Annotated in this window: 20 protein-coding genes; 8 read left to right on the forward strand and 12 right to left on the reverse strand. The window is 63.7% G+C overall.

Going from position 1 to position 20,954, the window contains the following annotated elements:
• Positions 1–58: 58 nt before the first annotated feature.
• Together EAG14_RS11300 and EAG14_RS11305 are read left to right on the forward strand one after the other, a co-directional pair.
• Positions 59–1,150: an ABC transporter substrate-binding protein gene (locus tag EAG14_RS11300; protein WP_240456757.1), complete on the forward strand. Its 1,092-nt coding sequence runs from the start codon at positions 59–61 to the stop codon at positions 1,148–1,150.
• An 8-nt stretch (positions 1,151–1,158) separates the two neighbouring features.
• A complete protein-coding gene (locus tag EAG14_RS11305; protein ID WP_162995972.1) occupies positions 1,159–2,430 on the forward strand; it encodes a sensor domain-containing diguanylate cyclase in 1,272 nt (423 codons plus the stop codon).
• Between the two features lie 99 nt (positions 2,431–2,529).
• Here EAG14_RS11305 and EAG14_RS11310 read toward each other — a convergent pair whose 3' ends face one another.
• The 3 genes from EAG14_RS11310 to EAG14_RS11320 all read right to left on the reverse strand — a co-directional run bounded on the left by EAG14_RS11310 (position 2,530) and on the right by EAG14_RS11320 (position 7,053).
• The gene (locus tag EAG14_RS11310; RefSeq protein WP_121730430.1) at positions 2,530–4,872 is read right to left on the reverse strand and encodes a bifunctional diguanylate cyclase/phosphodiesterase; all 2,343 of its coding nucleotides are present in this window, start codon (positions 4,870–4,872) and stop codon (positions 2,530–2,532) included.
• Between the two features lie 187 nt (positions 4,873–5,059).
• Positions 5,060–5,857: a MetQ/NlpA family ABC transporter substrate-binding protein gene (locus tag EAG14_RS11315; RefSeq protein WP_099741035.1), complete on the reverse strand. Its 798-nt coding sequence runs from the start codon at positions 5,855–5,857 to the stop codon at positions 5,060–5,062.
• 104 nt (positions 5,858–5,961) lie between these two features.
• A complete protein-coding gene (locus EAG14_RS11320; protein ID WP_099741034.1) occupies positions 5,962–7,053 on the reverse strand; it encodes a DUF6817 domain-containing protein in 1,092 nt (363 codons plus the stop codon).
• Positions 7,054–7,472: 419 nt separating this feature from the next.
• On the opposite strand from EAG14_RS11320, the gene ybaL reads away from it, so the two are divergent.
• Positions 7,473–9,209 (forward strand): YbaL family putative K(+) efflux transporter, encoded by a 1,737-nt coding sequence (gene ybaL / locus EAG14_RS11325; protein ID WP_121728906.1) that lies wholly within the window; start codon positions 7,473–7,475, stop codon positions 9,207–9,209.
• Between the two features lie 7 nt (positions 9,210–9,216).
• Here ybaL and EAG14_RS11330 read toward each other — a convergent pair whose 3' ends face one another.
• The 6 genes from EAG14_RS11330 to EAG14_RS11355 form a co-directional block, all read right to left on the reverse strand.
• Complete coding sequence (locus tag EAG14_RS11330; protein WP_240456758.1) at positions 9,217–9,864, reverse strand: DUF1566 domain-containing protein; 648 nt, start codon at positions 9,862–9,864, stop codon at positions 9,217–9,219.
• A gap of 160 nt (positions 9,865–10,024) precedes the next feature.
• On the reverse strand, positions 10,025–10,690 hold the full coding sequence (locus EAG14_RS11335) for a methionine ABC transporter permease (RefSeq protein WP_121728907.1): 666 nt from the start codon (positions 10,688–10,690) through the stop codon (positions 10,025–10,027).
• Positions 10,691–10,696: 6 nt separating this feature from the next.
• Complete coding sequence (locus EAG14_RS11340; protein WP_121728908.1) at positions 10,697–11,752, reverse strand: methionine ABC transporter ATP-binding protein; 1,056 nt, start codon at positions 11,750–11,752, stop codon at positions 10,697–10,699.
• A gap of 127 nt (positions 11,753–11,879) precedes the next feature.
• Positions 11,880–13,130, reverse strand: coding sequence for an MFS transporter (locus EAG14_RS11345; RefSeq protein ID WP_099658599.1), 1,251 nt, complete (start codon positions 13,128–13,130; stop codon positions 11,880–11,882).
• A gap of 172 nt (positions 13,131–13,302) precedes the next feature.
• The gene (locus EAG14_RS11350) at positions 13,303–13,944 is read right to left on the reverse strand and encodes a CoA transferase subunit B (protein WP_099655319.1); all 642 of its coding nucleotides are present in this window, start codon (positions 13,942–13,944) and stop codon (positions 13,303–13,305) included.
• Positions 13,945–13,988: 44 nt separating this feature from the next.
• On the reverse strand, positions 13,989–14,696 hold the full coding sequence (locus tag EAG14_RS11355) for a CoA transferase subunit A (RefSeq protein WP_121730431.1): 708 nt from the start codon (positions 14,694–14,696) through the stop codon (positions 13,989–13,991).
• Positions 14,697–14,808: 112 nt separating this feature from the next.
• Between EAG14_RS11355 and EAG14_RS11360 the strand changes: the two genes are divergently transcribed.
• The gene (locus EAG14_RS11360) at positions 14,809–15,354 is read left to right on the forward strand and encodes a PAS and helix-turn-helix domain-containing protein (RefSeq protein WP_099655317.1); all 546 of its coding nucleotides are present in this window, start codon (positions 14,809–14,811) and stop codon (positions 15,352–15,354) included.
• Positions 15,355–15,384: 30 nt separating this feature from the next.
• On the opposite strand, the gene EAG14_RS11365 is transcribed toward EAG14_RS11360, so the two are convergent.
• A complete protein-coding gene (locus tag EAG14_RS11365; protein WP_099655316.1) occupies positions 15,385–15,774 on the reverse strand; it encodes a carboxymuconolactone decarboxylase family protein in 390 nt (129 codons plus the stop codon).
• A gap of 171 nt (positions 15,775–15,945) precedes the next feature.
• On the opposite strand from EAG14_RS11365, the gene EAG14_RS11370 reads away from it, so the two are divergent.
• Together EAG14_RS11370 and EAG14_RS11375 are read left to right on the forward strand one after the other, a co-directional pair.
• On the forward strand, positions 15,946–16,527 hold the full coding sequence (locus tag EAG14_RS11370) for a peroxidase-related enzyme (protein ID WP_121728909.1): 582 nt from the start codon (positions 15,946–15,948) through the stop codon (positions 16,525–16,527).
• Complete coding sequence (locus EAG14_RS11375) at positions 16,524–17,315, forward strand: hypothetical protein (protein WP_205603374.1); 792 nt, start codon at positions 16,524–16,526, stop codon at positions 17,313–17,315. The genes EAG14_RS11370 and EAG14_RS11375 overlap by 4 nt, the downstream gene beginning before the upstream one ends.
• 91 nt (positions 17,316–17,406) lie before the next feature.
• Here EAG14_RS11375 and EAG14_RS11380 read toward each other — a convergent pair whose 3' ends face one another.
• Entirely contained in the window at positions 17,407–18,189 is a 783-nt protein-coding gene (locus EAG14_RS11380) for an SDR family oxidoreductase (RefSeq protein WP_121728910.1), read from the reverse strand.
• 141 nt (positions 18,190–18,330) lie between these two features.
• Here EAG14_RS11380 and EAG14_RS11385 point away from each other — a divergent pair, with 141 nt between their 5' ends.
• The gene (locus tag EAG14_RS11385; RefSeq protein WP_121728911.1) at positions 18,331–20,031 is read left to right on the forward strand and encodes an electron transfer flavoprotein-ubiquinone oxidoreductase; all 1,701 of its coding nucleotides are present in this window, start codon (positions 18,331–18,333) and stop codon (positions 20,029–20,031) included.
• A 140-nt stretch (positions 20,032–20,171) separates the two neighbouring features.
• Here EAG14_RS11385 and EAG14_RS11390 read toward each other — a convergent pair whose 3' ends face one another.
• The gene (locus EAG14_RS11390) at positions 20,172–20,621 is read right to left on the reverse strand and encodes an Lrp/AsnC family transcriptional regulator (protein ID WP_099658598.1); all 450 of its coding nucleotides are present in this window, start codon (positions 20,619–20,621) and stop codon (positions 20,172–20,174) included.
• Between EAG14_RS11390 and EAG14_RS22795 the strand changes: the two genes are divergently transcribed.
• Entirely contained in the window at positions 20,620–20,919 is a 300-nt protein-coding gene (locus EAG14_RS22795; RefSeq protein ID WP_162995973.1) for a hypothetical protein, read from the forward strand. The two genes, EAG14_RS11390 and EAG14_RS22795, sit on opposite strands and share 2 nt — an antisense overlap.
• Positions 20,920–20,954: the final 35 nt, after the last annotated feature.

Genomic DNA, 20,954 nt, shown 5'->3' on the forward strand with positions numbered 1-20,954 from the left:
CCCGTCAACGGCTGCAAAGGCGTCTTGGTAGCCCTTCTGGGACTTGAGATTGGCTTGTATGTTTCTGCGTCGATGGCTGCTGTGCTGCATGTGCTGCCTGCCGCTGTGGGCGCAAGCGCAAACGATTGCGTTCATCAATCCGGGCAAGAAAGACGAGCCTTTTTGGCGCACGGTGAGCGAATCCATGCACGCCGCATCGCGCAGCCTGGGAATGCGGCTGGAAGAGCAGTTTGCCGAGCGCCAGCACCTGAGCGTGTTCAACATCGCCAAAGCCATCGCCGCACGCCCCGCCGCAGAGCGGCCGGACTACGTGATCCTGACCAACGACTACGGCACGGGCCCGGAGCTGCTGCGCATTTTTGATGGGACGGGCATTCGCAGCTTCATGGCGTTCAGCACGCTCACCACCCCAGAGCGCGTGCAACACGGAGGCCCACGGGAGCAGTTCAAGGACTGGATCGGCTCGCTGGAGCCCCGCGCACAAGACGCAGGCTACCTCACCGCCCAAGCGCTGATGGCCAAAGGCCGCGCCATGCGCGCCCATGGCCCCGACGGCAAGCTGCACCTGCTGGCCATTGCCGGAGACCGATCCACCAACTCATCCATCCAGCGCAACGAGGGCATGCAGCGCGCTGTGCGGCAAGCCCCCGATGTGGTGCTGGAGCAAACCGTGTACGCGGGCTGGTCACGCGCCAAGGCGCAAGAGCAAATGGGCTGGCTGCTGCAGCGCCACCCCCAGGCCCGGCTGGTGTGGACCGGCAGCGACCTGATGGCCTTTGGCGCCATGGATGCACTCGTCGCCGCTGGCGCAGGGCAGCCGGGCCGCACCGTCTGGTTCAGCTCGGTCAATACCTCACTGCAAGCGCTGCAAAGCCTGCGCAGCGGCCAACTGGCGGCGCTGGCGGGTGGCCATTTCATCGCCGGTGCCTGGGCGCTGGTGATGCTGTACGACTACCACCATGGCCGCGACTTTGCGAGCGAGGGGCTGGAGTTGGAGCGCCCCATGTTCACGCTGTTCACCCCGGCCATGGCCCGCCGCTACCAGCAGCGCTTTGGCCAGGGGTTTGATCGGCTGGACGTGCGCCCCTACAGCAAGGTGCTCAACCCCACCGTTCAACGCTACCAGTTCGGCTTTGCCCAGCTGCTTTGATGCCCCACATGCCCCAGCGCCCATTCCGCTCCATTGCCAGTGTGCTCATCCGCCGCACCATCGTGCTGGCGGTGTTGTGCACGTTGCTGGTGTTTGGCGTGCAAAGCTGGCTGCTGCGCGCCCAGCACCAAAAGCAGTTTGAGATGGCGATCAACGATGTGGCCAACACCAGCGTGCCGCTGCTGGCCGTGGCGCTGTGGGACATAGAAACCCAGGCTATTGCCGCGCAACTGCAGCGCATTGCCCAGAAGCCAGAGATTGGCTACGCACGCCTGCAAGCAGCGGGTGGCCAGCGCTTTGAGGCAGGCAACCCCGCCCTGCTCGCCCAGGGGGTGTCGCGCCAGATTGCCATCCTGCCACCCCAGCCCGCCCAGGGTGCGCCAGCGCTGGGGGTGTTGGAGCTCACCGGCAACCCCGACTACCTGTGGCAAGGGCTGCGTGCCGAGGGGCTGCGCATTTTGCTGGGCTACAGCCTGCTCACCGCAGGCATTTGCGCGCTGATGGCCTTCATGCTCAAACAGCTGCTGCAAAAGCCGCTGTCAACCGTGGCCGAATTTGCCAACGACGTTTGCCCTCGCCACCTGACCACCCCGCTGCGGCTGAACCGCCCGCCCCAGGCCCACAGTGATGAAATCGACCAGCTGGAGACGGGCGTCATCAAACTACAGACAGCGCTGCAACAGCACATCCACAACCTGGATGACCTGGTGGCCGAGCGCACCGAGCAGCTGGAGCGGCTGCTGGAGGAGATTCGGCACCTGTCTGTCACCGATGGGCTCACGGGCACCTTCAACCGGCGCGCGCTGCAAGACAGGCTGCCCGCAGAAATCGACCGTGCCCAGCGCTATGGCCGGGCTTTGTCGGTGATCTTCATGGACATCGACCACTTCAAGCAGTTCAACGACGCCCATGGCCATGCCCTGGGCGACGAGGTGCTGCGCAATGCGGCCAGCCATGTCAGCGCCAGCCTGCGCCATGGGGTGGACTGGGTGGCGCGCTACGGTGGTGAAGAGTTTGTGGTGGTACTGCCAGAAACCGAGCTGGACGCCGCCATGGCCACCGCCCAGCGCCTGTGCCGCAGCCTGCCCGAGCAGCCCCTGGAGTCAGCGCGCATGGCTCGCCCTGCCGGGGGCAGCGTTCCGCCGCTGACCATCAGCGCCAGCTTTGGGGTCACGGCCTACCGGGCGGGGGAAAACACCAGCGCCTTGCTGGCACGCGCCGATGCGCTGGTGTACGAGGCCAAGTCCCGTGGCAGGCAGCAGGTGGTGGGCCGGGCCTGAGCCACTAGGCGGGGGCAGAAACCGCCATGCAATTACTATCAAAACAATAGCTGCTAGCGCTTTATCTGCAAGCGCCAGGGGCATTTTTTATCCCAAACCTCAAATACAGGCATCCATCGCATCGTGCTCATCCCCCTGCGGGGGCTGCCGGGCTCCGGCACGTTGCAGCCACTGCGCCTGCAAGGTCTCGGGCGGCTGGGCTTTGGCAAACAACCACCCCTGAAACCGGTGGCAGCCCATGCCCACCAGCAGGTCAAACTGCGCCTGTGTCTCCACGCCCTCGGCCACCACCTCCAGTTGCAGGGTGCGGGCCAGGGCATGCACGGTGGCGCAAATCTCGCGGTCGTTGGCGTCTTCGCAGATGTCGCTGACAAACGCCTTGTCGATCTTCAGCTCACCCACAGGCAAGCGCTTGAGCTTGATGAGCGATGAATGGCCGGTGCCAAAGTCGTCAATCGACAAAGCAAACCCCATGTGCCGCAAATCCACGGCGGCGGCATACAAGGATTCGTCCAACAGCTCTGACTCGGTGATCTCCAGCACGAAATCAGCGGGTGCGCGCCCGGCCTCATGCACCAGGGCCAGCAGCGACTGGGCAAACTGCGGCTCGCGCAGCTGGATGGTGGAGATGTTCACCGAGATCACCGGCACCACGAAGCCCGCAGCGTCCCACACTGCGGCCTGGCGGCAGGCGGTCTCAAACACCCAGCGCCCCAGCGGCACGATGAGGCCACTGGCCTCGGCAATGGGGATGAACTCATCGGGCGGCACCATGCGCCCGTCCAGGCGCCAACGCATCAGCGCCTCCACCCCCACCAGTTGCTGGCGCCTGTCTACCTGCGGCTGGTACTCCAGGCTCAGCTCTCCGGCCTGCAACGCCTGGTGCAAGCGGCGGCGCAACGCCTGGCGGCCCTGTGCCTGTCGGGTGAACTCGTCGATATAAAAGCGGTAGGTGCCGCGCCCTGCCTCCTTGATGGCATTCAAAGCCGTGTGAGCGTTACGCACCAAAGTGACAGCATCAGGGGCATCGTCAGGGAACAAACTGATGCCAATGCTGGCCCCCACAAACTGCGCGCCCACGCCCGGCAGCTGCCAGGGCTGCGTGAAGCTCTCGACCAGCGAAGCGGCCAGCTGCGCGACCTCGTTGCGGGTGTGCGAGCGCGCAAGCATGACCATGAACTCGTCCTCACCCAGCCGCGCCAGAAAGCCGCGCCCTTGCAAATGATCGGCAATGCGCTTGGCGGCCTCCACCAGCAGCTTGTCGCCCGTGCGATGGCCAAAAGTTTCGTTCACGTTGTTGAAGTGGTCCAGATCCAGCAGCAGCACCGCCACGCACTGCCCGCTCTGGGGGCCCTGCTGCACCGCCAGTTGCACGGCCTGGTCGAGCGCGTCTTCAAAGTAACGGCGGTTGGGCAGGCCCGTCAGCATGTCGAAGTGAGCGACGTGATAGAGCTGCTCTTCGTTGCGCAAAATGGCCGCCTCGGCCATGCGCAAGCGGTCCAGCAGGCTCACCACAATGGCCTGGCGCAGGGCCGCCAGCACCAGCACCAACAGGCAGCAGCCCAAAATCAAGGCGTACACCACACTGCGCGCGCCAGCCGCCGCAAACAGCAGCCACAGCGTTGCACTGGCCATCAGCATGGTGGCCAGGGGCACCAGGTTCACCACCTGCTCGCAGCGGTGGCGGTAGGCTGCGTCGTTGCTCAACTCGGCCTGAAAATACCGCGCCCCCCAGCCCAGGGCCAGCGCAGCCAGCGAGAACAAGCCGTTGAACCAGCTGCCCGGCGCCAGCTCGCCATGCAGCGCCAGCAGGTTCCAGTGCATCCAGCTGAGCCCGTAGCACACCATGCCCGCAATGATGAGCCCATGCGAGAGCCGCCAGCGCACCCCCACGCTGGGCACCGCCAGCGCCGTGACACTGGCCGCCGTGAGAAAGCTCACGGGGTACAGCACCATCACCGCGCCCACCAACAGGGTGTTCAACTCGCCACTGGGCACATACACCACCAGCGTCACGGCCAGCAGGGCCAGAACAGCGCCACCAAAGTCCAGTGATGCGGGGTAGACCCGGTCGGGCGCAATACGCTGAAAGGTCACGCGCATCACCGTCAGCGCCCACACGGGCCCTGCGGCCAAAAATAAAGCATCGGCAGGCGAAGGGAACGGGTTCCAGTCCGTGGCCACCTGCACATTCCACATCAACTGCCCCGCCAGAATCAAAAGCGCCCCCAGCAGCAACCCGTTGTGCAGGCTGTGGTCCATCACCGACGCCTGCACCCTGCCCCGCCACGCCAAAAAGGCCGAAAGCAAAAACGCCAGCGTCCAGCTGGCGTTATCGAAAAAAACCTGGGCGGCACGGTCAGACGCCAGCAATGCAGCGGCGAACAGCCCTACCGTCAGGGCTGTACAGCCAGCAACCAGCCACTTCTCAGCTTGGGGCATCCGCATCTGCATCGGCAAACAGCTCTCCATTCAGGTTAAGCCATGCGTTTACATAAGCTTACATGATGACGGTGTCCGGGTTTTCAGGGCGGCAAGCCAAACCCCATGGCTGGTTGCCCGCAGGCCCATAAAAAAAGCGGGCCGAGGCCCGCTTTGATTTCCAGATGGGTGCGATCCACCCAGCGGCTTAGAAGCCAGGGATCACAGCGCCCTTGAACTCGGTCTGGATGAACTTGCGCACTTCTTCCGAGTGGTAAGCCTTGACCAGCTTGCCCACCCAAGGCTTGTCCTTGTCAGCTTCGCGCACGGCGATCAGGTTGACGTAAGGGCTCTTGGCGCTTTCCTGGGCAATGGCGTCCTTGCCAGGGTTCAGGCCGGCAGACAGGGCGTAGTTGGTGTTGATGGCCGAGGCGTCCAGGTCGTCCAGCGAACGGGGCAGTTGGGCGGCATCCAGCTCCACAAACTTGATCTTCTTGGGGTTGTCGGTCACGTCCAGGGGCGTGGCCTTCAGGCCCGCTTCAGGGCGCAGCTTGATCAGTCCCTTGTCTTGCAGCACCAGCAGCACGCGGCCGCCATTGGTGGGGTCGTTAGGGATACCAAACTTGGCGCCCGACTTCAGTTCGTCCAGGCTCTTGACCTTCTTGGAATAGATGCCGATGGGGAAATTGACGGTGTAGCCAGCAGAGACGAACTTGTAGCCACGGTCTTTGACTTGCTGGTCCAGGTAAGGCTTGTGCTGGTAGCTGTTGGCGTCCAGGTCGCCCGAGGCCAGTGCGGCGTTGGGCTGCACATAGTCGCTGAACTCGATGACCTGGATCTTCAGGCCGTCTTTTTCAGCAACCTTCTTCACCACTTCAAAAATCTGCGCGTGGGGGCCGCCGGTCACGCCAATCTTCACAGGCTTGTCCTGGGCCGAGGCGCCTGTCACAAAACCGGCAGCCAGGGCCAATGCGAGGGCAGATTGCAGCAAAGAACGCTTGTACACAGAAACACCTTTCAAATTGAGATGTTTCAGATCGTACGCAGCTTCAATTAAAACTCAAAAGAATAAGTTTTAATTATCTTAGCCTTCACTGCATATATAGAGACTCATGCGCCACTGCGCAGCGCCACGTTGTTGAGCTTGTCCAGCCGCTCGGGCCAAGGGCCGCCATTGGCGGCTTGCAAGAGGATGCGCGTCCAGGCCACCCAGGCGTCCCACTGCACCCGCTTGTCCCACGAATTGCCCCAGGCGCTGAACAGGTGCAAGGCGCTAGTGGCAGCCGCCTTGGCATCGTCCTGCCGCCCGGCCGCAAGGTACAGCTGCGCCAGGACCATTTGCGGCTCGCCCACCCAGGGGTTGTGGCGCACGGCGCTCTCCAGCACGCCGGTGGCCACATCCAGGTCCACCAGGGGCTGGTCTTGCTGGATGACGGACCAGTACAGCGAGGCCGCCGCTGCCTCATTGGCGGCAGACAGGTATTGGCTGCAGTGCGCGAACACGGGTGGCATGGGCAGCAGGTCTTTGAGCCCCGGGTGCTGCAGGGCTTTGGCCAGCCCGTTGATCTGGTGCACCATGCGCCCCGTAGGCCGCATGGGCCCGGGCCACAGCGATGCCGCCCAGTGCACAGCCTGCGGGCGGTGCTGCACGTGCGGAAAGCGCGAATAGATGTCGTCTTGCCAGCTGAACCACTGCTCGATGGTGTCGGCCATGCTCACGATGATGAAGGCGGCCACCTCGTACGGGCTCAGGCGGTGCTGAGCGCCGTCCTTGTCCAGCAGCAGGCCGCCGTCGGCCTCCAGCGCGTGGCCCAGCACCTTTTGCACAAACTGCGTGCGCGACTGGGTGCAGAACAAATACACCAGATGCTCTGCCGACTCGCCCACCAGTTCCCGCAGCCGGGCCCGCTCGCTGGCCGGATCGAACTTGACCAGGTCCACAAACGCGTTGCCATACACGCTGTGCAGCAGCCCCAGCATGCGCACATCGCGCGGCTGCTGCCACACGGTGAGCGAGCGCGTTACGCCCACCAAGTGGTGCCGGAAGGTGCCCGCCTTGTGCCAGTCTTGCCCCACATTGCGGGCCAGCACGGTGGGCAGCACCGGGGCCAGCTCTGCGTCCTGCGTCAGCCATTCATCGTCCAGCAGGGGCTGGGCACGGGCAAACAAGTCGGCATCAAGGGGGTGAAACGGCAGGGTCATGGCGGTGTGGTCTCCTGGGTTAAAGGCAGTGCGTGGCAACTTGGGAAGTACCTGTCCACACTTTTGCGCTAAGAGCGGCTAACAAAATTCAGCGGAGCGGTTCTGGCTAGGCGCTGCGTCGCAGGCAGTACGAGCAGTACGACAAGACGCGGCAACAACGCCAGAAGAGTTTTGTTAGCCGCTCTAAGTATGGCGCCACATGCTGGCAGCGAGGCGGGACAAAGGCGTGGGTGTTTTCCCCAAAGAGTGTGGCACGCAGGCCATTTGCAAAAGCCCTTGCGCCGCAGCCCCCTGTGGGCACGCCGGGTTGGTCCGCCCGCCGCTTTGCCTGATACTGACAAGCAACGTGGGCAGCAAAGCTGCCACCCCACCCTGTTCCAGCGGGGCCCACCAAGCCCACTCCAACCCAGACACCCGGCATGGACCACAACATCACCCTCATCACCACCATCGCCGCAGGCTTCGGCGGTGCGCTGGTCTTTGGTTTCATTGCCGAAAAGCTGCGCCTGCCCGCGCTGGTGGGGTATCTGCTGGCAGGCATTTTGATTGGCCCGGCTACGCCGGGCTTTGTGGCCGATGTGCACATTGCCTCGCAGTTGTCCGAGATCGGGGTGATGCTGCTGATGTTTGGCGTGGGGCTGCATTTTTCGCTGGGCGACCTGCTGTCGGTGCGCAGGCTGGCCGTGCCGGGGGCCGTGGTGCAAATGACCGTGGCCACGCTGCTGGGCATGGCCATGGCGTGGTGGATGGGCTGGAGCGTGGGCAGTGGCCTGATTTTTGGCCTGTCGCTCTCGTGCGCCAGCACCGTGGTGCTGCTCAAGGCGCTGGAGGTGCGCGGCGTGCTGGACTCGATGAACGGGCGCATCGCCGTGGGCTGGCTGGTGGTGGAAGACCTGGCCTGCGTGCTGGTGCTGGTGCTGATGCCCCCACTGGCAGGCCTGCTGGGCGGCACCGCCCCCCAGGCCGAAGAAACACGACCGCTGTGGATGGCGCTGGGCCAGACCCTGCTGCAAGTGGCCGCCTTCATTGCGCTGATGCTGCTGGTGGGCCGCCGGGTGCTGCCCTGGTTGCTGTGGCAGGTGGTCAAGACGGGCTCGCGCGAACTGTTCACACTGTCGGTGATTGCAGCGGCCATTGGCATTGCCTACGGGGCTTCGGCACTGTTCAGTGTGTCGTTTGCGCTGGGGGCTTTTTTTGCAGGCACGGTGATGCGCGAGTCTTCGTTGAGCCACCGCGCGGCCCAAGAGTCGCTGCCGCTGCGCGATGCGTTTTCGGTGCTCTTCTTCGTGTCAGTGGGCATGCTGTTTGACCCCATGGTGCTGGTGCAGCAGCCCCTGCCGGTGCTGGGCGTGGTGGCCATCATCATGCTGGGCAAGTCGCTGGCGGCGCTGGCGCTGGTGCTGTCGTTTCGCTACCCGCTCAATACCGCCCTCACGGTGGCGGCCAGCCTGGCGCAGATTGGCGAGTTCTCCTTCATCCTGGCGGGGCTGGGGGTCGCGCTGGGCTTGCTGCCTGCCGTGGGCATGAGCCTGGTGCTGGCCGGGGCGCTGATCTCCATTGCGCTGAATCCCCTGCTGTTTGCCGCCATTGCCCCGCTGCAGGCGTGGCTACTCAAACGCTCAGAGCTGGCACGCCGACTGGACCGGCGCGAAGACCCCTATGCCGAATTGCCCATGAGCACCGAGCGCAAATACCTCAAGGGCCAGGTGGTGCTGGTGGGCTACGGCCAGGTGGGCCGCAGCATTGCCAAAGCGCTGGGGGCCGAAGGCGTGCCCTATGTGGTGGCCGAGCAGAACCGGGAGCTGGTGGAGTCTTTGCGCAATGCAGGTCTGGCGGCTGTGTCGGGCAACGCAGCTGAGCCCGAGGTGCTCATCCAGGCCCACATCGCCAACGCGGCCATGCTGGTCATCGCCATTCCAGACACCTTGCATGTGCGCCAGATGGCCGAAACGGCCAGGGCCTTGAACCCGGGCATCGAGATTGTGGTGCGCAGCCACAGCGAAGAAGAATCAGCCCTGCTGCGCGCAGACGGCATTGGCACCGTGGTGGTGCGCGACGAAGCCCTGGCCCAAAGCATGGCGCGCCATGTGCTCGAACGCGTGGCCCCTGCCCCCACCACGGCGCCCGCCGCGTTGCACCCAGGCGTGCAGCACTGACACAGGGCTACGGCGCTACCCAGGTGCGCACCAGCCGCACGGGCAGCTTGGAGTCTTTGCCCACGTCCTTGCGTGCCTCGCCCGTGCGCATGTGCACGGCCCAGCCGTGCAAGTAAGACATCTGGCCTTCGCCCTGGCCTGAGCGGTTCTGCATCGTGTTGCTGTAGGTGTACTGGTTTGCCTGCCCGGCCTTCACATCGGTGGTCGATGTCCAGTGCCACTCGGGCGGCGTTGCGGGGAACAAGGCCGCATCCACCCCGGGTGGCTGGGCTGCTTTGTTCACCAGGTGCTGCAACTCAGGCGCGCGGGGCAGGCGCCAGTCCATCCCTTCGGCCTTCCAGCGTTCATTGGCGCGTGCCCGGGCCTGGGCGCGGTCCAGCATCAAGGGCGTGCCGGTGCAGGTTTTGCCATTCCACTCCATGCCCTCCACACACCGGGCCCAAGCCAGGCGCATGCGCTCGTCCACCACAAAGCTGCCATCGGGCGATGCCACCATGCCCGGCGCTGGCTCTGCAGGGCTTTGGGCCTGCGCATCGGCAACGGGCCATCCAACGCCCACGCCCCACGCGCAAAACACCAACAAGGGCCAGGCGGCGCGGGCCTGCTGTGCCAGCCATGGGGCCGGACTTTGGGCGCAGTGGGTCGTGTGTGTCATGGCGCCCATTCTTCCACGCCCGGGCCGCGCAGGCAAAGGGTACTGACTCAACCAGCGCCATCGTCAGCCACTACAAACAAAAATAGCTGCTAGCGCTTGAATAACAAGCGCTAGCAGCTATCAAAAAAGTAGCAACCGCTGAATTCGTCGCAGGCAGTCCTCAGCGATGGCTCAGCTTGCGCACCGCCCAGTCACCCAGGCTTTGCACGGCTTGCACAAAAAAGATCAACACCAGCACCACGGCCAGCATGATTTCAGGCAAGAAGCGCTGGTAGCCATAGCGAATGCCCAGGTCGCCCAGGCCACCACCGCCAATGGCGCCGGCCATGGCTGAGTAGCCGGTCAGGCTCACGAACGTGATGGTCAGGCCCGCCACGATGCCGGGCAGCGCTTCAGGCAGCAGCACCTTCCACACAATCTGGTTGGTGGTGGCGCCCATGGCCTGGGCGGCCTCAACGAGGCCGTGGTCCACCTCGCGCAGGGCAGCTTCGACCAGGCGGGCCACAAACGGCGCAGCCGCAATGGTGAGCGGCACCACCGCAGCAGCGGTGCCGATGGACGAGCCCGTCACAAACCGTGTGAGTGGAATGATGGCCACGAGCAAGATGATGAAAGGCGTGGAGCGCACGGCGTTGACCACCCAGCCCACCAGCTTGTTGACCGGGCCGTTTTGCAGCACGCCGCCATGGTCTGTGAGGCGCAAGAAAACGCCCAGCGGCACGCCCAGCAAGGCCCCCACCATGCCCGAGATGCCCACCATGATGAGGGTCTCCCACAGCGAGGTGACAAACAGCTCCAGCATGGCTTCAGTGAAATTGGCAAACATCGCTTTTTAACCCCCGCTCTCAACCACTTGCACCTGCACGCCGTTGGCGCGCAGGTGCTCCACCGCACCGCTCAGGCGGGCGGGCTCGCCCGTGGCGTACAGCGCCAGCGAGCCAAAAGTCTGGTCCTGAATCTCGTCCACCTGCCCGTGCAGGATGCTCATGTCCACACCGTACTCGCGCACCATGCGCGAGAGCACCGGCTGGTAGGCGCTGTCGCCCGCGTAAGACAAGCGCAGCAACTGGCCCACATGCCCTGGCGCCGTGCTGCGCAACTGGCCTGCCAGGTGGCGCACATGCTGCAGCACGCTGGCGGGCAGCTCTTGCGGCAGGATTTCGTCAATCAGGCTCTTGGTGATGGCCTGCTGGGGCTGGGTGAAGACATCCAGCACGCGGCCTTGCTCCACGATCTGGCCGGCCTCAATCACCGCCACGCGGTCGGCCACCTGCTTGATGACCTGCATCTGGTGCGTGATGAGCACGACCGTGAGGCCCAGCTCGCGGTTCACCTGGCGCAGCAGGTCCAGAATCGAACGGGTGGTTTCGGGGTCCAGCGCCGAGGTGGCTTCGTCACTGAGCAACACCTTGGGGCGGCTGGCCAGGGCCCGCGCAATGCCCACACGCTGCTTTTGGCCACCGCTGATCTGGGCGGGGTAGCGGTCGGCCAGGGCGGCCAGGCCCACCAGCTCCAGCAGCGGGCTCACCCGTTCGCGGATGGCGGCTTTGTCCATGCCCGCCAGCTCCAGCGGCAGGGCCACGTTGTCGTACACGGTGCGCGACGACAGCAAGTTGAAGTGCTGGAACACCATGCCAATGTCGCGGCGCGCCTCGCGCAGCTGGGCGTCGCTCAGCTTCGTCAGGTCGCGCCCGTTGACGATGACCTCGCCGCGCGTGGGGCGGTTGAGCAGGTTGATGACGCGCACCAGCGAGCTTTTGCCCGCGCCGCTGCGCCCGATGATGCCAAACACCTCGCCGGGTGTGATGTGCAGGTCAATGCCTCGCAAGGCCTCCACCGGGCCTTGTGGGCCCTTGTACGTCTGGGTAATGCCCCGTAATTCAATCATGCAAACAAAGCGCGCCGCCCGGGTGGGTTACCCGCAGCGGCGCTGGATAGTTGGGTCAGGGGCTGAACTGTATTGCTTTGCTATAAAAAATCAAACCATCAAAAAATTACGTCATAAGACACGCAGGTTATTTGGCCGACGAAGCCCCTGCTACCTTGGTCCCTGCGGCGTCCATCGCACGGGCTCGGTGCAGCGAGCGGCCAATCACCGCCCCCAGCGCCACCACGCCCAGGGCAGCGGCCGTGAACACCGGCACCAGCCAGCCTCGGTCCACACTCAACGCCACCAAAAACACCCCGCACGACTGCCCCAGGAACAACAGGCACGCGAACAAGGTCACGGCCATGCCCCGGGCGTGGGGGGCCATTTGCGTAGCCTGGGTCTGCAAGGTGTTGTGCAGCATGTAAAAGCCCAAGCCCGCAAAGAAGCAACCCACCACCGCCCACGCCACCACGGGCGACCAGGCCAGCAACAACAAACCGCAGGCAATGGCCAAAGCTCCCAGCATGGCCAGCCCATGCTCACCCAGCAAGGCCAGCCAGCGCCGCGCAAACAGGCTATAGAGCAAGCCACCAATGCCATACAGCACCATCACGCCCCCGGCGGCGGCGGCCGACAAGCCAAACCCCTCGACCATGCGGCTGGGCACAAACGCCAGCGTGCCAAAGGCCAAGGCGCCTTCGATGGTGACCACAGTGAGCACCCAACGCACGCGCGGCATGGCCAGCAACTGGCGGGTGTTGGACAAATAGGTGCGCAGCGAAAAAGGCGCTGCGGCTTGCGGCGTGGCGCCGGCAGGCGCCTGGGCAGCCACGGCACTCACCTGCCGCCACAGCAGCGTGGCGGCCACGGCAAACAACAGCGACAGCACCGCAAACGCTGCGCGCCAGCCCAAAGCCTCCACCGCAAAGCCACCAAACCACTGGCCCGCCATCATCCCGGAGACAGTCGCGACCATCAGCCCCGCCAGGGTCTCCTGGCGCTGCTCGTAGGGCACCTGGTCACCAATCCAGGCCATGCACAGCGGAATAATGCCCGCCGCCGACGCACCCATGGCCGCCCGCGACACCACCAGCGCCGTCAGGTTAGGCGCCAGCGCCGTGATGGCGCTGAACAACGCGCACGCCGATGTGGCGCCAATCACCACCCGGGTCTTGCCCAGCCGGTCGCCCAGGGGGCCATAAAACAACTGCAGCAGCCCGTAGGCCACAGCAAACGCCGCAATCACCGCCGAGGCATCGCCCGTGCTGACACTGAACTCTTGCGACAAGGCGGGCAGCATGGGGTCGCACACGCGCATGGAGGCCATGCTGGTAAAAGCGGCCAGCGCCATGAAGCGCAAGGTGCGTTTGGTGGTTTCTTGGGGGGCGGTCTGCATGGCGGCGATTGTCACGGCTTGGTGAACAGCGCGCTGACGCAAACCAGAATGTCCTTCATTCGCATGCCCGTACACGCCCCAGCCGCGCCGAAAAGAAACAGCCCAAACAACAAGGGCCGACCGCCCTATTTGGCAGTCGGCCCCTTGAGGCAATGCGCAGCGGCGCGCGGCTTCAGCGCAGCAAGGTCACGCCCGTCTTGGACTGGATCTGCTCAAAGCTCACCCCAGGCGCCAGCTCCACCAGCTTCAGGCCTTCGGGCGTCACGTCCATCACGCCCAGGTCGGTGATGATGCGATCCACCACGCCCACACCCGTCAGGGGCAAGGTGCAGCTGGGCAGGATCTTCATGTCTTCGGTGCCATCCTTCTTTCTTGCCACATGCTCCATGAGCACGATCACGCGCTTGACGCCCGCCACCAAATCCATGGCACCGCCCATGCCCTTGACCATCTTGCCGGGAATCATCCAGTTGGCCAGGTCGCCCTTTTCGCTGACCTGCATGGCGCCCAGGATGGACAGGTTGATCTTGCCGCCACGGATCATGGCAAACGACTGGTCGCTGCCAAAAATGGACGAGCCCTTGATGGTGGTGACGGTCTGCTTGCCCGCATTGATCAGGTCGGCATCCACCTCGTCTTCGGTCGGAAACGGGCCAATGCCCAGCATGCCGTTTTCAGACTGCAGCCACACTTCCTTGTCAGCGGGCACAAAATTGGCCACCAACGTGGGAATGCCAATGCCCAGGTTCACGTAAAAGCCGTCTTCGAGCTCATGGGCGGCACGGGCCGCCATTTGGTCTTGACTCCACGACATAGTGATTTCTCCAGCTTGTTCTGTACTGTTGTGCTGCAGCGGGCTCAGACGCCAGCCTTGTCAGTGATGGTGCGCTTTTCAATGCGCTTTTCGGGCGTGGGGTTGTGCACGATGCGGTGCACGTAAATGCCGGGCAGATGGACCTGGTCGGGTGCAATGGCACCGGTTTCCACCACCTCTTCCACCTCCACAATGCAAAGCTTGCCAGCCGTGGCTGCTGCGGGGTTGAAGTTGCGCGCCGTGAGGCGGAACTGCAGGTTGCCCGACTTGTCGGCACGCCAGGCCTTGACCAGCGACACATCAGGCACCAGCGAGCGCTCCATCACATAGGTTTCGCCATCGAACTCGCGCAGCTCCTTGCCCTCGGCCACGATGGTGCCCACGCCGGTCTTGGTGAAGAAAGCTGGAATGCCTGCGCCACCTGCGCGCAGCTTCTCGGCCAGCGTGCCTTGGGGGGTGAACTCCAGCTCCAGCTCGCCCGCCAGGTACTGGCGCTCAAACTCCTTGTTCTCGCCCACATAGGACGAGATCATTTTCTTGATCTGGCGGGTTTCGAGCAGCTTGCCCAGGCCAAAGCCGTCCACCCCGGCGTTGTTGGAGATGACGGTGAGGTTCTTCACCGCCGAGTCGCGCAGTGCGTCAATCAGGGCTTCAGGGATGCCGCACAGCCCAAAGCCACCCACGGCCAGCAACTGGCCATCGACTACGACGCCTTCCAGCGCCTTGGCCGCTGAGGGAAATAACTTGTTCACCACGATCTCCTTGCGAATGTTGGATGCACTACGATACTACGTACCCCTGTAAGTAGTACCTCGTAAAGATTTGCCCGCAGTGGAGCACTGCCCCCCGATCACAGCACACACCATGGACGTTGACTACCGTTTGGCTTTTGACATGGCCCCCGTCGGGCTGGTGCTTTCTCGCAACCGCACCATGGTGGACTGCAATCGCCACGTCTGCGAGATGTTTGGCGCCTCGCGCGAGGTGTTGATGGGCCAGTCGTTCCAGGTGCTGTACCCCAGCGCCGACGAATACGAGCGCCTGGGCGCCCACATGGCCCCCATTTTGAATGCCAAAGGCCACTACGCAGACAACCGCGTGATGAAGCGGGCCAATGGTGAGCTGTTCTGGTGCCATGTGTCGGGCCGCGCGCTCAACCGCGACGAACCCCACGCCTCGGGTATCTGGAGTTTTGAAGACCTCAGCTCGCAACGCCCCGTGCGTGCTGAACTGACCGGCCGCGAGCGCGAGGTGGCCGCGCGCCTGCTGGAGGGGCTGACCTCCAAGGAGATCGGCCGCACGCTGGCCATCAGCCACCGCACGGTGGAGATCTACCGCGCCCGGCTCATGCGCAAGTACAACGCGTCGACGGCGGCCGACCTGGTGCACAAGCTGCTGGCAGGTAACTGATCCCGCAAGCCCCATCTCGGGGCTTAAACCTCAGCCCGGCTTGGGCCCGTCAATCACCTCGGCGGCCGAGCGAAAGGCGTCGACCGCCGTGGGCACACCGCAGTAGATGCTGGCGTGCAGCAGCACCTCCTGAATCTCCTGCACGCTGGCACCGTTGTTCAACGCGCCGCGCACATGCCCCTTGAGTTCGTGCTGCTTGCCCAGCGCCGTCAGCAAGGCCACGGTGATCAGGCTGCGGGTCTTCAGCTCCAGCCCCTCGCGCTGCCACACATCGCCCCAGGCATTGCGGGTGATGAACTCCTGCATAGGCATCGTGAAATCGGTGGCATTGGCAAAGGCATTGGCCACAAAGTCCTCGCCCATCACCTGCTTGCGCGTGGCAAGCCCTTTGTCAAAATCTTTGTGGAAAGTGTCGGTCATGCAGTGGCTACCTCTGGCGGTGCGAACGCGCGCCCGCCGCGCATTCAGAGCGCGGATCTTCGCACCGCAGGTGGTGTAGCAGACCTCGTCAAACGCGAGCGCGGCACCTTCGCCCTATGATGGCCAGGCCAGCGCCGACATGGCCCCGCACAGACTTTGAGGAGACAAACGGTGACATCCCCCCGCTACCCGCATCCCGATCTGAACACCCTGCCGCAAGACATCCAGGACCGCATCTTGGCGGTGCAAGACAAGGCGGGTTTCATCCCCAACGTGTTCCTGGCCTTTGCGCGCCGCCCGGCCGAGTGGCGGGCCTTCTTCGCGTACCACGATGCACTCATGCTCAAAGAAGGAGGCAGCCTGACCAAGGGCGAGCGCGAGATGATCGTCACCACCACCAGCGCAGCCAACCAGTGCCTGTATTGCGTGGTGGCCCACGGCGCCATCTTGCGCATCTACGAAAAAAAGCCGCTGGTGGCCGACCAGGTGGCGGTGAACTACCGCAAGGCCGACATCAGCCCGCGCCAGCGCGCCATGCTTGACTTTGCGATGAAGGTGTGCCAGCAGTCGCATGCCATCGAAGAGGCCGACTTCAGCGCACTGCACGCCCACGGCTTTGACGATGAAGACATCTGGGACATTGCGGCCATCACGGCGTTCTTTGGCCTCTCCAACCGCATGGCGAGCTTTGCCGGGATGATGCCAAACCCCGAGTTTTATGCGATGGGCCGCTTACCCAAGGCGCCCCAGTGATCCGAGCCGCAACGCGATCCGTGGGCAGGCTGTCAAGCCGCTTGCTCAGGATGCTGTGCCTGGCCGTTGGGCTGCCTGCCGCCTTTGGCCACGCTGCGGGCGTGCCCGAGGGATTTCGGTGGGCCCCTGGCGCAACCAACGCCCTGGCACTGGGCCCCTTGGAGATAGAGCAACCGCCGGGGCGATTGCAGCCCTGGCCCAGCGCATCACTGCTACACAACGGCGCACAGCCTCCCACTTACTGGATCACTGCAGGCATGGGCATAGCGCGCCTGGGCATTGACGACCACCCCTTGGCCACCGCCTGGCGCGTGGAAGCCACGGCCAGTGGCGCCCGCCTCGTTCACGTACCCATGGCCGATGTCAAAGCGCCCGACGTGCGCGTGGTGCAGCACAGCGAGCTGCTGCCCATGACTTGCGCATCAGGCTTTACCGACGACTGCACTAGCATCGACGGGGTGCTGCGCATCCACACCAGCTTTGAGGGCAAGAAGCGCACGCGCACGGTGGGTGGCGGTTTCTACGGCACGGAGGGCACCATCCAGCAGGACGTGTACACCGGCACCCGCACGCTGACCATCACCCACCAGCCCACAGGCCGCAGCCTGCAGCTGACCGAGCGGTTGAACGACACCCCCGCCTACACGGCGCCGCAAACCGCCATACGCTACCTGCCCAGCCTGCGCCGGGTGCTGCTGCTGGGGGTGGTGAAAGACCGAGGCATGCCGCTGGCGCACTGCGTGGTGCTGCCCGAGGCTGCGGCTACCTCCACCGCTGCACAGCGGTAGATTGCTCCTGATTTAATAGCTGCCAGCGCTTTCTATACAAGCGCTAGCAGCACATTTTGCTCAAACTGCGCTTGCCAGCGCGCAGGCAACCTCAAACCGCAAAGCCGTCGTCTGCCGCAATCACCGCACCGTTGATGAAATGGCTTTGGTCACTGGACAGCATCACCAGCAGCGCGTCCAGATCTTCGGGGCTGCCCACGCGCTTGCGCGGCAGCATGTTCACCAGCTTCTGGCCTTGTTCGGTCTGCCAGTGGTGGTGGTTGATTTCGGTGTCGATGTAGCCAGGGCAGATGGCGTTGGTGTTGATGCCAAACTTGCCCCACTCCAGCGCCATGGCGCGCGTCATCTGCACCACGGCGGCCTTGCTCATGCAATACGCGCCAATTTGCGGCAGCACCTTCAGGCCCGCCATGGACGCAATGTTGATGATGCGCCCCCCCGTGAAGCTGCCGGGCGCCGCGCCGCGCGAGCGGGCCAGCATGCGCTTGCCCACCTCTTGCGCCACAAAGAAGGCGCCCTTCACATTGGTGTCGAAGATGAAGTCGTAGTCCTCGGGCGTCACATCCTGGATGCGCTGGGTGGTGCTCACGCCCGAGTTGTTGACCAGGATGTCGATGGAGCCCATCTCCGTCTCGGCGTGCGCCACGGCAGACTTGATGGAGTCGTGGTCCGTCACGTCCAGCTCCACCACATGGGCGTCGCCGCCCTCGCCTTCGATGCGGGCACGCAACTCCTTGAGCTTTTCGATGCGGCGGCTGGCCAGCACCACGCCCGCGCCAGCACGCGCCAGGGTGCGGGCAAACTGTGCGCCCAGCCCGCTGGAAGCGCCGGTCACAAAAGCCACGCGGCCGGACAAGTCGATGCTGTATGCCATTGAAAGCCTCCAATTTCCACAAAAAAGAACGGTCGTTCGATTGTCTGTATTCCTTGAATACAATCAGTCGCCAGCCAGACAGTGGTTCACACTCCTGCCTGTACAAAATCAGACCATTATCAAACGCCCGACGAGACGCTCATGACGAACGAAGAAATTTTGGCCCAGTACGGTCCCCGCGAATCCATGGAGTACGACGTGGTCGTTGTGGGCGGCGGCCCAGGCGGCCTGTCCACCGCCATCCGGCTCAAGCAACTGGCCGCTGAAAAGGGCCAAGACGTCTCGGTGGTCGTGCTGGAAAAAGGCTCTGAGCCCGGCGCGCACATTCTCTCGGGCGCCATCATGGACCCCAAGGCCCTGACCGAGCTGATCCCCGACTGGAAGGCCAAGGGCGCACCACTGAACCAGCCCGTCACCGACGATGCCTACATCTTCCTGAGCCAGAAGTCGGGCTTTCGCGTGCCCAACCCGCTGCTGCCCCCCTTTGCGCACAACCACGGCAACTACATCGTGAGCCTGGGCGCCGTCACCAAGTGGCTGGCCGAGCAGGCCGAAGCCCTGGGCGTGGAAATTTTCCCCGGCTTCACCGCGGCAGAGGTGCTGTACAACGACGATGGCTCGGTGCGCGGCGTCGCCACGGGCAATCTGGGCATTGGCAAAGAAGGCGAGCCCACCGACAACTTCCAGCTGGGCATGGAGCTGCTGGGCAAGTACACCGTGTTTGCCGAAGGCGCACGCGGCCACCTGGGCAAGCAGTTGATTGCGCGCTTTCACCTCGACGAAGGCCGCGACCCGCAAAGCTTTGGCATCGGCATCAAGGAACTGTGGGAGATCGACCCCAAGCGCCACCAGCCCGGCTTTGTGATGCACACCGCCGGCTGGCCCATGGAGAACGACACCTACGGCGGCGCGTTCCTCTACCACCTCGAAGGCAACAAGGTCGCTGTCGGCTTTGTGACGGGCCTGGGCTACACCAACCCCTACCTCAGCCCGTTTGAAGAATTCCAGCGCTGGAAGACGCACCCCAACGTCCGCTACTACTTCGAAAACGACAAGGGCGAAGTCACCGCCAAGCGCCTGTCGTATGGCGCGCGCGCCATCAACGCCAGCGGCATCAACGCGCTGCCCAAGACGGTGTTCCCTGGCGGCGCACTGGTAGGCTGCAACGCGGGCTACTTGAACGTGGGCCGCATCAAGGGCAGCCATGCCGCCATCAAGACAGGCATGCTGGCTGCAGAAGCGGCTTACGAGGCCATCGTGGCGGGCCGCCAGCACGACGAGCTGAGCGCCTACCCCAAGGCGTTTGAAGCCAGCTGGCTGCACACCGAGCTGAACAAGGACCGCAACTTCAAGAACTGGTTCAAGTACGGCCTGACCACCGCCACGCTGATGAACGGCTTTGAACAATTTGTGCTGCGCGGCCACATCCCCTGGACGCTGCACCGCGACAAGCCTGACCATGCGTACCTGAAGCCCGCTGCTGAGTGCAAGCCCATCGACTATCCCAAGCCCGATGGCAAGCTCACCTTTGACCGCCTCTCCAGCGTGTTCATCAGCAACACCAACCACGAAGAGAACCAGCCCGCGCACCTGACGCTCAAAGACGCCAGCGTGCCCGTCAGCATCAACCTGGCGAAATACGCAGGCCCCGAGGCGCGCTACTGCCCCGCAGGCGTGTACGAATTTGTGCCCGATACCGCCAAGGGTGGCGATGCCCAGCGCCTGCAAATCAACGCGCAAAACTGCGTGCACTGCAAAACCTGCGACATCAAAGACCCGACGCAGAACATCGTCTGGGTCACCCCCGAGGGCGGTGGCGGCCCCAACTACGCGGGCATGTAAGGCGCCTGCGCCCTGCACATTCAGGCTCCTTCGGGGGCTTTTTTTATGCCTCTCCACTGCCGACGCAGGGCACAGCGAATTGCAGGCGAGAGCAGCCATTGATCTCAAATCAATAGCTACCAGCGCTTTATTGATAAGCGCTACAGCGGCAAATCAGCCTTTTTCAGCGTGCGCAGCACAAAGCTCGAGCGGCTGTGGCGTATGCCTTTGATCTTGTAGAGCTTCTCGCGCAGCAGGCGCTCATAGTCCCGCGTGTCTTTGACCACCACGCGCAGCAGGTAGTCGTAGTCGCCCGACACCAAGTGCGCTTCGATCACCTCAGGAATGCTGGCCAGCGTCTCGCCAAACTTCTCTAGCGTGTTGTCGGAATGGCTGTCGAGCGTGACCTGCACCAGCACCGTGTCGGCCAGGTCTAGCGCCTGCGGGTTGATGCGCACCGTGTAGCCCTGGATCACACCCGCCTCTTCCATCTTCTTGATGCGCCCCCAGCAGGGCGAAGGGCTCAGCCCCACGGCCTGCCCAATCTCTTGCAAGCTGGCGCGGGCATCGGCCTGCAGCACCGCGAGAATTTTCCGATCTATCTTGTCCATGCTGCACATTATTCCGCCAAAGACGACTATTCAGAAGATTTTTCTGAATTTCTCAAAAATCGAAGACAAAACAGAAAACAAAACCAGGAAGCAATCCGCATACTTGCTCCATCAAGGCGCTCTTACCGGAGCCGCACAAAATGCCAAGGCCCCGGCTGGTTACCGCCAGCACGGGGCGCTTGCCACGGTGGGTATCACCCTCACCACGCCAGCGCCAATGGCCTGTAGCCCATGTGACTTCATAAGCACACTTACCAGCACAAACCCCGATGCTCCGGCGCAAGGCGGGCCAACATAATGAACCTGACCCGGCGTGCCACCGTGGGCGCGCCG

This window comes from Acidovorax sp. 1608163, assembly GCF_003669015.1.
Lineage (GTDB): Bacteria > Pseudomonadota > Gammaproteobacteria > Burkholderiales > Burkholderiaceae_C > Acidovorax.

What these genes read in the sequence shown, in the direction of transcription:
- EAG14_RS11390 (WP_099658598.1), bottom strand. Translation starts at nt 20,621, where the DNA reads ATGGACAAGATAGATCGGAAAATTCTCGCGGTGCTGCAGGCCGATGCC.
- EAG14_RS11385 (WP_121728911.1), top strand. Translation starts at nt 18,331, where the DNA reads ATGACGAACGAAGAAATTTTGGCCCAGTACGGTCCCCGCGAATCCATG.
- EAG14_RS11350 (WP_099655319.1), bottom strand. Translation starts at nt 13,944, where the DNA reads ATGTCGTGGAGTCAAGACCAAATGGCGGCCCGTGCCGCCCATGAGCTC.
- EAG14_RS11365 (WP_099655316.1), bottom strand. Translation starts at nt 15,774, where the DNA reads ATGACCGACACTTTCCACAAAGATTTTGACAAAGGGCTTGCCACGCGC.
- EAG14_RS11330 (WP_240456758.1), bottom strand. Translation starts at nt 9,864, where the DNA reads ATGACACACACGACCCACTGCGCCCAAAGTCCGGCCCCATGGCTGGCA.
- EAG14_RS11305 (WP_162995972.1), top strand. Translation starts at nt 1,159, where the DNA reads ATGCCCCAGCGCCCATTCCGCTCCATTGCCAGTGTGCTCATCCGCCGC.
- EAG14_RS11380 (WP_121728910.1), bottom strand. Translation starts at nt 18,189, where the DNA reads ATGGCATACAGCATCGACTTGTCCGGCCGCGTGGCTTTTGTGACCGGC.
- EAG14_RS11335 (WP_121728907.1), bottom strand. Translation starts at nt 10,690, where the DNA reads ATGTTTGCCAATTTCACTGAAGCCATGCTGGAGCTGTTTGTCACCTCG.
- ybaL (WP_121728906.1), top strand. Translation starts at nt 7,473, where the DNA reads ATGGACCACAACATCACCCTCATCACCACCATCGCCGCAGGCTTCGGC.
- EAG14_RS22795 (WP_162995973.1), top strand. Translation starts at nt 20,620, where the DNA reads ATGCTGCACATTATTCCGCCAAAGACGACTATTCAGAAGATTTTTCTG.
- EAG14_RS11310 (WP_121730430.1), bottom strand. Translation starts at nt 4,872, where the DNA reads ATGCCCCAAGCTGAGAAGTGGCTGGTTGCTGGCTGTACAGCCCTGACG.
- EAG14_RS11345 (WP_099658599.1), bottom strand. Translation starts at nt 13,130, where the DNA reads ATGCAGACCGCCCCCCAAGAAACCACCAAACGCACCTTGCGCTTCATG.
- EAG14_RS11340 (WP_121728908.1), bottom strand. Translation starts at nt 11,752, where the DNA reads ATGATTGAATTACGGGGCATTACCCAGACGTACAAGGGCCCACAAGGC.
- EAG14_RS11320 (WP_099741034.1), bottom strand. Translation starts at nt 7,053, where the DNA reads ATGACCCTGCCGTTTCACCCCCTTGATGCCGACTTGTTTGCCCGTGCC.
- EAG14_RS11300 (WP_240456757.1), top strand. Translation starts at nt 59, where the DNA reads ATGTTTCTGCGTCGATGGCTGCTGTGCTGCATGTGCTGCCTGCCGCTG.
- EAG14_RS11360 (WP_099655317.1), top strand. Translation starts at nt 14,809, where the DNA reads ATGGACGTTGACTACCGTTTGGCTTTTGACATGGCCCCCGTCGGGCTG.